This window comes from Anaerobiospirillum sp. NML120511 (genome assembly GCF_023050955.1).
Taxonomy (GTDB): domain Bacteria; phylum Pseudomonadota; class Gammaproteobacteria; order Enterobacterales; family Succinivibrionaceae; genus Anaerobiospirillum.
Genome location: NZ_JALKIK010000015.1, coordinates 18,440 through 32,816 on the forward strand (window position 1 = coordinate 18,440; position 14,377 = coordinate 32,816).

Annotated in this window: 8 protein-coding genes; 5 read left to right on the forward strand and 3 right to left on the reverse strand. The window is 53.9% G+C overall.

Annotated elements, in window-relative coordinates; all coding sequences use genetic code 11:
* Positions 1 to 881 precede the first annotated feature (881 nt).
* Positions 882 to 2,720 carry an ABC transporter ATP-binding protein gene (locus MXE39_RS05895; RefSeq protein WP_246977167.1) on the forward strand — a complete coding sequence of 613 codons (1,839 nt, stop codon included), beginning with the start codon at positions 882 to 884 and terminating at the stop codon, positions 2,718 to 2,720.
* Between the two features lie 403 nt (positions 2,721 to 3,123).
* Here the strand turns inward: MXE39_RS05895 and MXE39_RS05900 are convergent, their stop codons facing one another.
* Positions 3,124 to 3,630, reverse strand: coding sequence for a phosphatidylglycerophosphatase A (locus MXE39_RS05900; protein ID WP_246977168.1), 507 nt, complete (start codon positions 3,628 to 3,630; stop codon positions 3,124 to 3,126).
* A 1,082-nt stretch (positions 3,631 to 4,712) separates the two neighbouring features.
* On the opposite strand from MXE39_RS05900, the gene bioD reads away from it, so the two are divergent.
* Positions 4,713 to 5,405 carry a dethiobiotin synthase gene (gene bioD, locus MXE39_RS05905; RefSeq protein WP_246977169.1) on the forward strand — a complete coding sequence of 231 codons (693 nt, stop codon included), beginning with the start codon at positions 4,713 to 4,715 and terminating at the stop codon, positions 5,403 to 5,405.
* Between the two features lie 184 nt (positions 5,406 to 5,589).
* On the opposite strand, the gene MXE39_RS05910 is transcribed toward bioD, so the two are convergent.
* Both MXE39_RS05910 and bioB read right to left on the reverse strand, forming a co-directional pair.
* Positions 5,590 to 7,050: an aspartate aminotransferase family protein gene (locus tag MXE39_RS05910; RefSeq protein WP_246977170.1), complete on the reverse strand. Its 1,461-nt coding sequence runs from the start codon at positions 7,048 to 7,050 to the stop codon at positions 5,590 to 5,592.
* Between the two features lie 313 nt (positions 7,051 to 7,363).
* The gene (gene bioB / locus MXE39_RS05915; RefSeq protein WP_246977171.1) at positions 7,364 to 8,707 is read right to left on the reverse strand and encodes a biotin synthase BioB; all 1,344 of its coding nucleotides are present in this window, start codon (positions 8,705 to 8,707) and stop codon (positions 7,364 to 7,366) included.
* A 969-nt stretch (positions 8,708 to 9,676) separates the two neighbouring features.
* On the opposite strand from bioB, the gene MXE39_RS05920 reads away from it, so the two are divergent.
* The 3 genes from MXE39_RS05920 to MXE39_RS05930 all read left to right on the forward strand — a co-directional run bounded on the left by MXE39_RS05920 (position 9,677) and on the right by MXE39_RS05930 (position 13,904).
* Positions 9,677 to 11,074 carry an 8-amino-7-oxononanoate synthase gene (locus tag MXE39_RS05920; RefSeq protein WP_246977172.1) on the forward strand — a complete coding sequence of 466 codons (1,398 nt, stop codon included), beginning with the start codon at positions 9,677 to 9,679 and terminating at the stop codon, positions 11,072 to 11,074.
* A gap of 220 nt (positions 11,075 to 11,294) precedes the next feature.
* Complete coding sequence (locus MXE39_RS05925) at positions 11,295 to 12,419, forward strand: pimeloyl-ACP methyl esterase BioG family protein (RefSeq protein WP_246977173.1); 1,125 nt, start codon at positions 11,295 to 11,297, stop codon at positions 12,417 to 12,419.
* 312 nt (positions 12,420 to 12,731) lie between these two features.
* Entirely contained in the window at positions 12,732 to 13,904 is a 1,173-nt protein-coding gene (locus tag MXE39_RS05930; protein ID WP_246977174.1) for a methyltransferase, read from the forward strand.
* The last annotated feature ends 473 nt before the right edge of the window (positions 13,905 to 14,377 follow it).

A 14,377-nucleotide genomic window follows, 5' to 3' on the forward strand; every position in this document is an offset into this window, starting at 1 on the left:
ATCAGAATAGTTGTATAACCTTGTAAGTTGCTACGCAGTAATTAGCATCCAATATGCCATTTCATGATATTTATGTATCTAAATTACGAATGTAATCCCGTATCTGTGGGCTTTTCAAGAAGCAAAGCATTACCTGGCAAAACACCTGATTTTTAGTGCGCATGATACATTTAGATATACCTGTGAAGCGGGTTTAAACGGGTTTAAATTCATGGATTTTACGTGGCAAATATTGCCCGTAAACTTACGGAGAGCAGTTCGATTATGTGTGGTGTGGCCTGAGGGCACTAATGACCGCCATCCCAGTGATGCCGGGCAGGGCATGCTAAGACCAAATGCCGTTCCTTTTTCAGCCCTTGGGCTGTCACTTGAGAGGGATAAGGTCCTGCCCATGGCTCATTTCAGGTAATACTCAGCATAATGTCAGGATGTGAGGCGGGGCACTGATACATTCGTCTCAGTCCGGGCGCTCATAATCGGAGCAAAAGAGTATTTTTATCGCGGCTGTCAGTGATCAGGGCATTCGTCATATAGCTGGTCCTGATATCATTCATGATGCCTGAACTGAGATTTCCTGGGGCCAGGTGATGGCTGAACCTGGGGCCATTGGGTCATGCTTATGCCTGAACTGAGGTCTTATGGGGTCATGCTTATGCTTTAAGTACCATGGCCATACTTACATAATGGTATTTTGGGAGTATCATGGCATGCCGGAATCGTGTACCAGCTGCCTGAGTTTTCAGGTTATGTATGGCCGGCGGAGATGCAAGGCGGCGGAGCTGGCCAGCTGTGCAGGCCTTGCTGGCTGGGCTGGTGCGGATGACGGTTTGGGTATGGGCTTTCAGGCCGAAGAGCTGTTCGGAGTTTTTTGATGGAGGTTGATGGTGGAAAGAGTATGGCGCTTTTTTGAGACGCTGGTCCCTCCTTTTCCCGAGGATATTAAGGGTGAGCCGCCTAAGGGCATTATCAGGTTCATTCTCTTTTATACCCGTGGTCTGTGGCCATTTCTCTTTTTCATTGCCATTCTGACTTCCCTGATGGCTGCCGGCGAAGCTCTGTTCTTTATCTGCCTTGGCCTGATAGTGGACTGGACCAGCAGCAGTCTGCCTTCTTTCTTTATCAATGAGTACGGCCGTCCCCTGGTCTTTATGCTGCTCATGGCCGGTTTTATTCTGCCGGCAGCCACCATTTTGCATTCGCTGCTGCTCCATCAGACCATTTCACCCAACTACCCCATGCAGATACGCTGGCAGGTACACCGCTATCTGCTGGGACAGTCACTGTCCTTTTTTACCGAGGAATTTGCCGGACGTGTAGCCAACAAGGTGATGCAGACAGCCATGGCTGTGCGCACCTCAGTGCTCAAGCTCATGGATGTGGTTATCCATCTGGTGGTTTATCTGGCCACCATGGCCTGGATGCTGGCTGACTCTGACCTCTATCTGGCTCTGCCTCTGATGGGCTGGCTGATACTGTACAGCTGCGCTATCTTCATCTTTATTCCCAAGCTGCGCCGTATGGCCCAGCGTCAGGCCGATACCCGCTCTGACATGGTGGGCCGCATAGTAGACAGCTATGTGAATATCTCCACAGTAAAGCTCTTTGGTGGCAGGGGCCGTGAAAGCCGTTATGCCCAGGATGCCATGAGCGAATATATACGCACTGAGTATAAGGCCCTGCGTATCCTCACTCTTTTTGATGTCTCAGTGCAGCTGATGAATTATGCACTGCTGATTTCCACTACTTCTCTGGCTCTGTTTTTGTGGGCCAAAATTCTGATTACCCCGGGCAGCATAGCCATTTCCATTGCCGTATCCATCCGTGTTATCAACATGTCACGCTGGATGATGTGGGAGATAGGCGCTATCTTTGAAAATATCGGTACTGTCTATGACGGCATCAACACCATTGCTCAGCCAAAGGCCATTGAGGATCCTGAGAACCCTGACAATCCAGGTGTCATCAAGGGTGATATTAAGTTTCGTGATGTCTGTTTTGCCTACCGCAAGGATAAGCCTGTATTAAACAGCCTGAGCCTGCATATAAGGCAGGGTGAAAAGGTAGGTCTGGTAGGGCCGTCAGGAGCGGGCAAGTCCACGCTGATAGCCCTGATGCTGCGTTTTTATGACACCAGCTCAGGTGAAGTGCTGGTCGACGGCATCAATGTGCGCAATATGCGTCAGGAAGATCTTCATGAAGGTTTTGCCATGGTGGCCCAGGATCCGGCGCTGCTGCACCGTACTGTAGGTGAAAACATTACCTACGGCTGCTCTGTGTATAACGAGGATGAGCTGCTGCGTGCGGCCACCCTGACTGACTCTCTGGACTTTATTACCAGTCTGTCTGACTTCAAGGGAGCCTCGGGCTTTGATGCCATGGTAGGCGATCGCGGCGTCAAGCTCTCAGGTGGCCAGAGACAGAAGATTGCGCTGGCCCGAGTAGTCATGAAGGGGGCGCCTGTGCTTATTCTTGACGAGGCCACCTCAGCTCTGGACTCAGAGTCTGAGGCTGTCATTCAGGAGAATCTGGACTCCATTATGGAGGGCAGAACAGTGGTAGCCATTGCTCACCGCCTGTCCACTCTGCTTAAAATGGACCGCATTCTGGTTCTGGACAAGGGCACCATAGTCGAAGAGGGCACCCACCAGCAGCTGCTTGAAAAGCGCGGCCTGTACTATCATCTGTGGCAGCAGCAGGCAGGCGGCTTCCTGGCAAGCTGACTGTCCGGATCCTGAGCCCGTACACACTGGTGCTGAGAAAAAAGAAAGGCCCCGTAATGTTCAGTCATTATGGGGCCTTTCTTTTGCGCGGGCGCTGGCAGCTGCTACTGAGCGCCTCGCCGCCCCGCTCCGTGCTGCACAGCACTGCCGTGCCGGGGCTGTAATTTACCTGGCATGATGCCAGGCGTTGCCGGGAACTTTTGGCCTGGGAACAGCCAGGTTCAGTCGGCATTGCTCTGCACAGTCATGCTGCGCATGGCCATTTTATGCCCTGCTTGCTGTCTGCTGCTCATTGCAAGGACACATGTGCCTTGCATGGCCGGGACAAAGTAGAGCTGTAATGCCGGGCGGCAGCATGTGGCGGCAGGTACTGGTTTATGGTCTGTGTTTATGGTCCCTGGGATTAGCTGAGCAGCAGCCAGTCTGAGAAGAAGTAGAGAATGATATGGCCGGCTGCCAGGGCATACAGGGCCGCAAGAACATCGTCTACCATTACACCAAGGCCGCTTTTGATATTGCGGTCAGCAATGTTGACCGGGAAAGGCTTGAGAATATCGAAGAAGCGAAAAAGTATAAAGGCCAGAATGGCAAGCTCCCAGTGGCCCTGAGGGAAGAAGGCTATGGAGATGAACATGCCGGCAAATTCATCAATCACCAGGCCGCCGTGATCGTGGGTTCCCATCGCCTTTTCAGCCTCGTTGCAGGCTTTGACGCCCAGCACAAAGGTTACGACGGCTGTAATAATGGTGACATACCATGGGCACATCAAAAGGCCCATGCAGAAAAACATGGCCAGAAATGAACCGGCTGTTCCCGGGGCCTTTGGCGACAGTCCTGAACCCAGGCCTACAGCCAGCAAATGCCATGGGTTGGCAAGGTTAAGCCTGCGTAATAAAGAGTAGTCAGCCATAAAAACCTCACTGGAAAACATGCAGTCCTTAGCAGGAGCTGCATATGCCTGTCATAGTGTCCCGGGTACCTGGTACCTGGTCCCGACGCCGGCAGCGCCTGCCATGACTGAAGTGCAGTCCCTAAGGTGGGCAGAGCCGGTTATGGCACAGCCCGTGATGGGGGGCATCGTGGGCTTTTGTACCATGGCATGAACCGAGGCGGATAGCAGGACAAATTGCGCTGTGCATTATATCAGGGCATTGGCCTTATTCAGCATGTCAGAATAAATGGCCTGGCAATGCCTGGCAAGACCCGCAGTCCTGCTGCTTGCCAAGCCTGCAGGGCCGTACCTGTCGGCGCTGTTCAAGGCTGTTCTGGGGCTGTGCCAGGAGGGCAAATGTCAGTCAGATCATGCCGGTCAGTGCATACCGGTTAGGTACGGGCCTGTCATGGGCATGGCGGTCAATGCAAGCTGGTCAGGTACGGGCCTGTCATGGGCATGGCGGTCAATGCAAGCTGGTCAGGTACGGGCCTGTCATGGGCATGGCGGTCAATGCAAGCTGGTCAGGTACGGGCCTGTCATGGGCATGGCGGTCAATGCAAGCTGGTCAGGTACGGGCCTGTCATGGGCATGGCGGTCAATGCATGCTGGTCAGGTACGGGCCTGTTATGGGCATGCCGGTCAGCGCATGCCGGTCAGGGACATGCCGGTCATGGCCATTATGGCCACTGTCTTAGAGTGCCTCCATTGCCTTTTCTCAGGAAGCATACGGAAAACATCATTCCAGTTGCATGCTCGTTATGTGTTGCCTTGTATATGGGGTACGGGCATGGCGGGCAATTGCAATGGCCTGAACGTTTACAGGGCAGCAAAGTCCCGGCTTTTCTGACCCTGATGGGGACAGCGATGCGCTTTGTTATTTGCGGCTGCAGCAGTGAATATGGCTATTGTGCGATCGGGGTGGCTTTTACTTGTCTGCAGCATAGGCTATTATTTAGGCAGCAAAGTCTGCCTGAAGTGTATGTGAGCCTGCTGGCAGACAGGGAGTATTTGTTTCGGTTAGTTTGTGCGCAAGCTTGAGTGCGCTTTTGGAGTATTTCATGAAGAGTGTGATTTTACTGGGAGCTGAGCCCAAGGTAGGCAAGACCTATATTGCATCCTTGCTTATTCAGGCGCTCAAACGCTCTGGACAGAATCCAGGATACTTCAAATTTGCTCAGGCCGGCATCAGCAGCATTGAAATGAGTGATGCAGCCGCTATTCAGAACAAGTGCAATGTAGGCCAGGAGCTCAGCGAAATGCTCCCTTATGTCTACTCCGAGAATCTGCCTGTCCATCTTGCAGCCCGCGAAAGCGGCAACTTCATCAATCCCCGTGTTATTCAGGAGCGCTTTGGCTGGAATGTGGCCACTCACCCTGTCATGGTAGTTGAGGGTACAGGAGAGGTTATCTGTCCGCTTATCATGGAGGACAACCAGGTACTGATGCAGGAGGATTTGATCTCAAGGCTCAAGCTCAATACCGTAGTAGTGCTGCGCATGTCCTCAAGCTCATTAAATCAGGCATCTCTGGCTGTCTATTACCTGAGAAACATTGGCTTTGCCCCTCAGGGCATTATTGTCAACGGCTTTGATGAGAGCAATTATGCCCATTGTGATGCCTGCAATCTTATTGAGCGCTTCACCCAGACCCGCATCATAGCCACAGTAGGCAAGAATCAGCGTTCGCTCAATCTGCGCTGCAATCTCAACGAGATTTTCAATCCACGCGCCCTGCACGGCCAGACCGTATAGTCCTGCCCGCAGCGCATAAAGCAAAAAGGAAGCCCCCCGGGCTTCCTTTTTGCGTTTAAGGACAGGCACCTGTGTGCCGGCCCTGATAAAAAGCGCAGCGGAGCCGCTGCGCTCAGCGCAGGCAGCGCCGGCGGCGGGCTGCCCGGCAGTTATGGTGCATGGGCGGGCGCTGCGTGTGTGGCGGTCAGATAAGGCTGTCGTTTACCGGCAGGGAGGTTGAGGCAATGGTGCCGTCGTCCATGGCGGCCACAATGGCCTTCATGGCTGAGCATATCTTCATCATTTCCTCATCAGTAGTAGTCAGCGGTGGCATGGCATAGAGCAGATTGCCCATTGGACGCAGCCATACTCCAAGCTTGAGACATTCCTTTTGAATGGCAGGGACATTGGCGCGTTCACTAAGTTCAATAACGCCAATAGCACCAAGAGCGCGGCCCTCAACAGCACATTTGAAGTCTCGGCACTGGTAAAGCTGCTCTTTGAAAATGCGTTCAATGGCGGCAGTGCGGCCTGCCCAGTCAAAGTTCATCAGGCTGTCAATGGCAGCACAGGCTACTGAGCAGGCCAGAGGATTGGCCATAAAGGTAGGGCCATGCATGAAGACATAAGGATCGGACTGGGAAACAGCCTGAGAAATATGGCTGCGGCACAGCACGGCTGACAGAGTCATATATCCGGCTGTCAGTCCCTTGCCCAGCAGCATGATGTCAGGCTCAATACCGGCATGCTCACAGGCAAACATGCGTCCGGTACGGCCAAAGCCGGTAGCGATTTCATCGGCAATGAGCACAATGTCATGACGATCGCACAGCTCACTTAAGCCCTTTAAGAACTCAGGATGATAAAAGAGCATGCCTCCTGCTCCCTGAACCACTGGCTCAAGAATAACGGCGGCGATTTCTGACTGGTGCGACTCCACCATGGCGGTAATGTCATCAAGGTCATGGCGGTCAAAAGCGCAGCCTGGCGCAGCAGCTGCCTGTACAGCGCCGGCTCCGGCTGCAGTTGCGCCTGCGGTGGCACCTGCAGGAGCGATGCTGCCTGTCGGGGCGGGGGCGTAGTGCGGACGCTTTTTGCTGAATACTGTGCTGCCCGGGAACGGGGTTTCAGGATTGGCGGCGAAGAGGCGCTGCTGCATGGCCTTGCCAAAGACAGTATGCATACCCTCAGGGTCACATACTGACATGGCATTCCAGGTGTCGCCATGATAGCCCGAGCGTACGGTCAGAAAGTTGGTGCGCTCCGGGCGCTGACGGGCGCGCTGATACTGCAGGGCCATTTTCAGGCTGACTTCAGTGGCCACTGATCCTGAATCGGCATAGAAGATATGCTCCATGTATGGCAGCAGCTTTAACAGTCTTTTACCCAGATTGATGGCCGGGTCATGCGTAAGGCCTGCAAACATGACATGAGGCAGCCTGTCGACCTGCTCCTTGAGCGCCATAGTAATGGCAGGGACCTGATAGCCAAGAGAGCAGCACCACCATGAGGACATGGCATCAATAAGCTCAGTACCATCACTTAAGGTAAGGGTACGCTCACGGGCGCTGACCACCTTCAGTGCCGGCAGCGGCTGCAGGGCCGAGGTATAAGGGTGCCACAGGTGTTGCTGGTCAAAGGTATCAATGAGATCGTTAAAACTCATTTGTCCTCCTGTCTATTTAGCTTTAAAAAGCACGCCACCGCTGTCAGAACCGTTTTAGCTCAGGTAATGACAATACGGTGGCGTCTGCAGTAATCTTGCACGGCCATAAGCTCAGGCCGGATCAGTATATTGGGCCATTATCTGCAAGGACCGCACAGCTGCCTGTGGGGCGGGCCGCCTGCATGCCCGCATGCGGGCATGAATGCCTGCAGAAGCGGACCGTCCGGGCGGGGTACGCCTCTGGACAGGTCCTGCAGGGAGGCCTGTAATGACAGGCCGTCAGGACGGGCCGTCAGGGCCGGCCAGATGGCTGTCAGTGGGCTGAGTCCAGAGCGGCCTGAACGCCGGCAGCGGCGGTGGCCGGGATTTCCGGCAGATCGTAGTGGTGGCGGGCAAAACGCTCGCGGTCTGAGTTGATATCAGAACCAAGGGTAGTGAGCAGATCGCCTACAATGGCGGCATTCATGCCACAGTAGATAGCCTTGTTGACCACCTCATCGCTCAGCAGGGCACGGCCGCCGGCAAAGCGCAGATGGGCATCAGGATTGATAAGGCGGAACATGCTGACAGCACGCAGCACTTCCTCATCGCTAAGAGGGGCTGAACCGTGCAGAGGAGTGCCCTCAATAGGGTGGAGCACATTTACCGGGATGGACTTGATGCCCAGCTCGCGCAGGGCCAGAGCCAGCTCCAGACGGTCAAGGCTGTTTTCACCCATGCCAATAATACCACCTGAGCACAGCTCCATGCCCACGAGTTCCGCTGCCTTTAAGGTATTGAGCTTGTCTTTGATGGTGTGGCGGGTTACCAGCCTGTCAAAATAGCTTGGGGCTGTTTCCAGATTGCAGTGGTAGCGCTCGATGCCATGAGCCTTGAGCTCAGTGAGCATGTCCTCATCAAGCAGGCCCAGGGAGGCGCACAGCTTGATTGGGACATTGGCGCGCAGGTAGTCAGCTACCTCAAGGAGCTTTTCAAAGTCCTGGCGGTTAGGCTTTTTGCCAGAGGCTACCAGGGAGAACATCTCCACGCCTTTTTCATAGCAGGCTCTGGCCTCAATAAGGCACTGCTCCTTGCTCTTGACGTCATAGACCTCAGCTCCGGTCTTAAAGTGCATGGACTGAGCGCACCACTTGCAGTCCTGAGGGCAGCGGCCGGATTTTACATTGGTAATGGAGCACAGGCTGACATGCTTTGAAGCTACGCTGGAGGTTACCTTGTGGCTAAGCTCCATCAGATCCTCAAGAGGCATCTGCTCCATACACCAGCGGGCCTCATTGGCTGTAATCTGACCGCCGCTCTTAAGGCGATCGAGAATTTCACTGCTGATTTGCTCCACGCTCATGCCGACAAAAACAGGCTCGTCAGTAAAGAGATCGGCACTGCTTTGATGTACCTGGTAATCTGAGGCACGGCAGCCACAGCTGTGGGCATGTTCAGTGGCACCACAGCAGCCATGGGCTGAATGAGATGAGCTTCCTTCAGGGGCGCTGTCAGTGCAGCTGCAACTGCAACCTGAGCTGGTCTCCTGCTCCTTCTCATTTAAAACGGCAGAAGAGTCAGGGCAGCAAGAAGAAGCAGCTTTGCTGTCCCCTTTCTGATCATGGCACTGGCAGGCGTGTACCTGCTCCATGTCTTTGGTGTCAGTGTTGGAAACCATCCAATAACATCCTTTTTGACGTGAAATAAACGGAACCCACATATTAGCACAGGCGCAAAAGTACGCCCGGCCCGCACGCCGCCTCCTGCATTTCCTTATCATTTCCCGGCCCCGTCCCCACATATGTCCGCAGAATCACTTATCTGCCCCATAACACCACGTCCCGTGCATATTCCCGTGCCTGTGTGCACATTCCAGAGAGCAGGTGTAAGACAGCACATGCCAGACAGCACATACAAGGCGCATGTACTACAGACGCGCTGTCATTATCGTGCGCGCCAGCTCCCCGGCCTGTAATAAGGGCACCTGGCATATGGGAGCTGCCTGGCAAGCTGCATGTACTGAGCACTGAGCAGGTCAAAAGATGGCTAAATTTCCTGATTTTGTTGAGTGCCTGGTCTATAAACCATATAATTTATGCGCCTGAATTTCGGGCGATTGCCGGTAACAAAATGCCTCATACCGGCATGAGCATAATATGGCCTCCATATGGGCAGACTGCAGGCTCTGGTAAGGCCATGGACAGGACTTACCGCAGGATTCTAATGCTCCATTGAGCATAAGATCAGCCTGGTCAGGCATTGCCTGCAACGACGGGCTCATTCTGGACAATGCGGGGCATTGCCCGCAAGGGCGGGCTCAGCCTGGACAGTGCGTGGCACTGCCCGCAAGGGTGGACTCAGCCTGGACAGTGCGGGGCATTGCCCGCAAGGGCGGGCTCAGCCTGGACAGTGCGTGGCGCTGCCCGCAAGGGCGGGCTCATACTGGTCAGGAATTGCCCGGCAGGGCACGGCCACCACTGGAGCATGCGTAGCAAGTCCAGGCAATGGATGGCCAGCAGGGCGATGCCGGGCAAAGGCGCACTGCAGAGGGCCTGGTATGCTGCTCTGTCATGTGGGCAGGGCATAAGGGGCAGGGTTAAATGACAGTCATGGTTCTTTTCAGATAAGGCAGGTGAATGCTGTGAGCATGCAATTTTACAAAAGACTGAGATCAGAGCTCAAAGCCCGTCAGGATGCGGGTAATCTGCGCGAACTGCCTCTTATCAATTTCCAGGATGACAATATCGTGGTTGACCACAGCCGCTATATTGATCTGTCGAGCAATGACTATCTGGGTATAGCCCGCGATACCAAATTTCTTTCATCTTTCATCAATACCATGATGGACAGCTCAGGTACTGGCAGCAATTACGCTACCCAGTTTATGCTGCGTACCCTGTGCTCGGGTGCCACCGGCTCACGCCTTCTTACCGGCAATCACCTGTCCTATGCCTATTTTGAAGATCTGGTAGCATCGCTGTTCAACGGCTGTGTACCATCCCTTCAGGGGGAGCTCAGCGGTGAAAGTCAGTCAGTATGGGGCAGAGAACTTGCCAGTAATGAGATGCGTCACCGCAGCGGCTGTGAGACTGATGACTATCAGGCCCTGGCTGAGCGTGAGTGCGCCATGGGCTATGAAGCTCCCAAGGAAAAAGAGCGCACCTGTCTGTACATAGGTTCAGGCTTTGATGCCAATACCGGTATTATCTCCACTCTTTTTACCCGCAATGATCTGCTGCTGGTAGACCGTCTGGCCCATGCCTCCATTATTGACGGCATGCTTCAGAGCAAGGCCCGCAGCATGCGCTTTGCCCACAATGACATGAAGCATCTTGAGATACTGCTTGAGAAGTATCACGACAAGTATGAAAACATAGTCATTGTTACCGAGTCCGTATTCAGCATGGATGGCGACCGTGCCCGTCTCAGAGAGATTGTGGCTCTCAAGGAGCGCTATGACAATGTGCTGGTCTATGTCGACGAGGCCCACAGTTTTGGTCTTTATGGCGATGACGGCCTTGGTCTGTGCAAGGAGCTCAACCTGGTGGACAAGGTGGACTTCATCATGGGCACCCTGAGCAAGGCCATAGGCTCCTTTGGAGCTTTTGTGCTGTGCTCCCGTGAGGTTAAGGACTATCTGGTCAATTTCATGAGGCCTCTTATCTATGCCACAGCGCTGCCGCCTTTTAATGTGACCTTCTCCCTTTATGTGGTAGGTCTGCTTGCCAGTGACGCCCTGCGCTACAAGCGCAATTACCTCAGGGAAATAACCCAGTATCTGCACAATAACCTCAAAGAGCTGGGACTGGCACCATCAGAAAGCCAGATTCAGCCTCTTATTACCGGTGACAGCCAGAAGGCTATTGAGGCCAGTGACATATTCAAGCGCTATGGCCTGCTGGCCATGCCAATACGTCATCCTACAGTACCGGCAAGTCAGGCCCGCCTGCGTCTTACCCTCAACTGTAATATCCGCATAGACGATATCGACCGCATCACCAAAGTCATCAGCCATCACCGACACTATTTTGTTGACAGCAATTAGCTCTCAGATGCACGGTGCGGGATCCACCCAAAGGCCGATCCCATCCCGTATTCCACAACAACCCGTATCTCACAATATCCATTAGCATTCCGGACGCTTTGCGATGTAAACCGCCTGTCCGTAAGGGCTTTGCCAGTACAGTTTAAATGCCGGGGCATGCTGCAGCTTCCGCAATTCGCGTTCCGTCGCCTTTCTTCTCCATTCTTTGCAAGGGTCAGTCATGGACATTTATCAGATCAGCTTCAGTGATAACAGCTGCCGTCTGCTCAGCTCTCAGCAGTCAGCTCAGATATCAGGCAGCCGTGCCCGCATGTTCTTTGCCGGCTTTGCTCAGGATGGCAAGACTTTAAGTGAGATTATGTGTGCTCATAAGGATGCTGCTGAGCCAGTGGCGGTTAAAAAGGTCTACGGTCAGGTGGCCCGTGTCCGGGCAACTGCCGCCAGCGCAACAGCAGCCGGCGCAGCAGCGGCAGGAGCAGCAGCGGCCGGAGCTGCATCCGGTGCCGTCAGTAACAGCGGCAAGGGAGCGGGCGGCGTACTGGACCTGTATATTATCTGCAACTACTCTCAGGGACTGGATGGCTATGCTGTTGCTCAGGGAGAGAGCTTTGATGTGACTGACATGGACTGCAGTGCTCTTGAGGCGCTGTGTGCTTCCTACCAGGAAATTGAGATTGTTGCCTGGAGTTTTGGAGTGCGTATTGCGCGGGCGCTGGCTGAGCACCTTGAGGTTCTGCGCAGCCGTATTGTCCATGCAGTTGCTGTCAATGGTACTGTGCTCAGTGTTGATATGAACTTTGGTATCGACCCGCCAGTTTATGATGCTACTCTGGATCGCTTCTCGGCCGTGATGCATAAGCACTTTGTCAAAAACATGTGCACCTACGCCAAAGCAGCTGAAATTGGTGTTGAGCAGGTTGAGGATGTAGACGATTCAGCAATTTACCGTGTTTCAGCCCAGTGCCGGGCTCTTGCCGATGCTGCCCGCAGCACCCGCAGCGTGGATGAATATCGCTGTGAGCTCAAGTTCATGCCTTTTGTAAAGCTTGACGATGCTCCTGATACCTGCCCTGTAAGTGATGACTTTTCCTCACTTGAGGCGGCGGCATTTTACTTTGATGAGGCATGGGTATCACTTGGCGATGTCATCATACCTCCTGCAGCCCAGTACCATTACTGGCACAGCTATGGCCTGATGCGCCTTGGAGGTCAGGCCCGTCCTGAGAGCGCACAGTCAAAGGCGGCCGGCTTTGCCTTGAAGCTGGTCCACGCTGCCCATCTGTGCCCGGAGCTCTTTGGCTTTATCATGGCAGCTCCAGAGCGCCATCGTCCAGCTGTGCTGTAGCATCAGCACTTTCAGAGCGCCAGCGTCCAGCTGCGCTGTAGCATCAGCACTTTCAGAGCGACAGCGTCCAGCTGTGCTGCAGCATCAGCACATCAAGGCACTGCCTGACGATAAGGCACTGCTCCATATGCCGCAGTGCCCCTTGCCCCGTGCCCGTTACTTTTTTGCCCTGAATGCTGCGAATTACCTGTGTATTGCTGCGGGCAACCAGCTGTTTATCCTTATGCTTTTCGATTCTGCCGACCTGCGCTGCAGGGCAGATTATCCTGTCCTGATCTCCGGCCTGTAAGAGCAGAATTAGTTTTTGGCCATATGAACATTGACCTTAACTTTCTGCAGCGTTCCTTTTCCCGTGCAGCACCAACCTATGAGCAGCATGCCCACATGCAAAATGCCATGGGTGCCCGCCTGTGCACACTGCTCAAATCTTTCCTGAGCACCAGATCCCGGCTGATACCAGCACTGACAGCTACCGGCTGCCAGGGCAGCCCGGCCACATGCAATGGTTACAGTCATGGCAGTTCTGACGCAGCGGCCCATGCAGCCGCAGCTGACTCAGCTTACTCAGCCGCCGCAGCTGGCGCCGCCGCTGCCGCCTGCTCAGCTGCTGCATGCGGCGAGGCTGGAGATAAGCATGACATGATGCCAATGGGGCATGCCGGAATGCGCGTGCTGGAGATTGGCTGTGGCCCGGGCAATTTCACAGCTCAGCTGCTCAATAATCTGCCTGTTTCCCAGCTGTGTCTTAATGACCTCAGCATGGCCATGATTGAGCATAATCTGCAGGCCATTGCCGGACGTCAGGCAGCCTCAGAGGCACAGCTGAGCAAGGAAAGCCTCAACTACCCTGTGCAGGCACATCCTGAGCTTAGCTATGTGTGCGGTAATGCCATGGAACTGAGCGCTGCTGACAGTGACGTTCTGGAGCAGCCTTTTGACCTTATCGTCAGCAATGCCGCTTTCCAGTGGTTCAGCTCACTGCCTGATGCCCTGCAGCATTGCTCAGTACTTGCTAAGGGCAGCTCCAGCCAGCCGGGCAGCAGCTCCAGCCAGTCTGGCATGGGTTGCCGCCAGTCGGGCTTCAGTTCAAGCCAGTCTGGCATGAGTTGCTGCCAGTCAAGTCGCAGCCAGGGGGCTACCGTTCTGGCATTCTCCTCATTTTATGAGGGCAACTTTGCCCAGATTCGTGATATGGCGGGCCTGAGCCTTGATTATCTCACTTGCCAGCAGATAGAACAGGCTGTGGCACAGGTTGCTCTGCCGGGCGAATATGAAATTGTCTTTGATGTGCAGCATCAGTATTTCCCTGGTGCCCTGGAGCTCTTCCGTTCTCTGCGGGACACGGGAGTAACAGCACTGAGCTCCACTCCTCTGAGTGCCGGACGGTTCCGCCAGCTGCTGGCGCGCTATGAGCAGCTCTATGCCAGTCAAAAGGGCGTATGCCTTACCTGGCACCCTTACTATGTAATTGCCATTCTGCGCTGATTCATCCCCAAAGCAGCAGGCCTCATGTTACTTTGATCACGTCCATCCAGCAATTCGCCATACAGTCATTCATTCATTCATTCATTCATTCATGCATGCATCTGCATGGCTTTCACCTGATGGCCATCCCTGGTCATTTGTAACGCCACTTGCTCATTAATTCCAGGCAAGGCCTGGAAGTAAATCCTTTTAGCTGGCTCGTTCGTCATGTCAGTGCCAGGTAATGCCGGGACAAATTAATACAGCCATCAGCGAAGTCTGTTCCATTACAACAGCTGGTCCCTGGCTGTCAAAGCGTTACCATCCCTTTCACTTTCCCCGTACGATGCACATTGCAGTGCCTCTTCAGTCACTCCCATGCATACAGTACCTCTCAAGTCTGTAAACTGATGTCCTAAATGAGTATAGCTGGCAACTCCCTTTAGTATCTCTTTACATAACATTATGTAATGAATATTCGTCAGGCTGTAATG

Coding starts and splice junctions, on each gene's coding strand:
- MXE39_RS05895 (WP_246977167.1), top strand. CDS start 882: ATGGTGGAAAGAGTATGGCGCTTTTTTGAGACGCTGGTCCCTCCTTTT.
- MXE39_RS05900 (WP_246977168.1), bottom strand. CDS start 3,630: ATGGCTGACTACTCTTTATTACGCAGGCTTAACCTTGCCAACCCATGG.
- MXE39_RS05910 (WP_246977170.1), bottom strand. CDS start 7,050: ATGAGTTTTAACGATCTCATTGATACCTTTGACCAGCAACACCTGTGG.
- MXE39_RS05925 (WP_246977173.1), top strand. CDS start 11,295: ATGGACATTTATCAGATCAGCTTCAGTGATAACAGCTGCCGTCTGCTC.
- MXE39_RS05920 (WP_246977172.1), top strand. CDS start 9,677: ATGCAATTTTACAAAAGACTGAGATCAGAGCTCAAAGCCCGTCAGGAT.
- bioD (WP_246977169.1), top strand. CDS start 4,713: ATGAAGAGTGTGATTTTACTGGGAGCTGAGCCCAAGGTAGGCAAGACC.
- bioB (WP_246977171.1), bottom strand. CDS start 8,707: ATGGTTTCCAACACTGACACCAAAGACATGGAGCAGGTACACGCCTGC.
- MXE39_RS05930 (WP_246977174.1), top strand. CDS start 12,732: ATGAACATTGACCTTAACTTTCTGCAGCGTTCCTTTTCCCGTGCAGCA.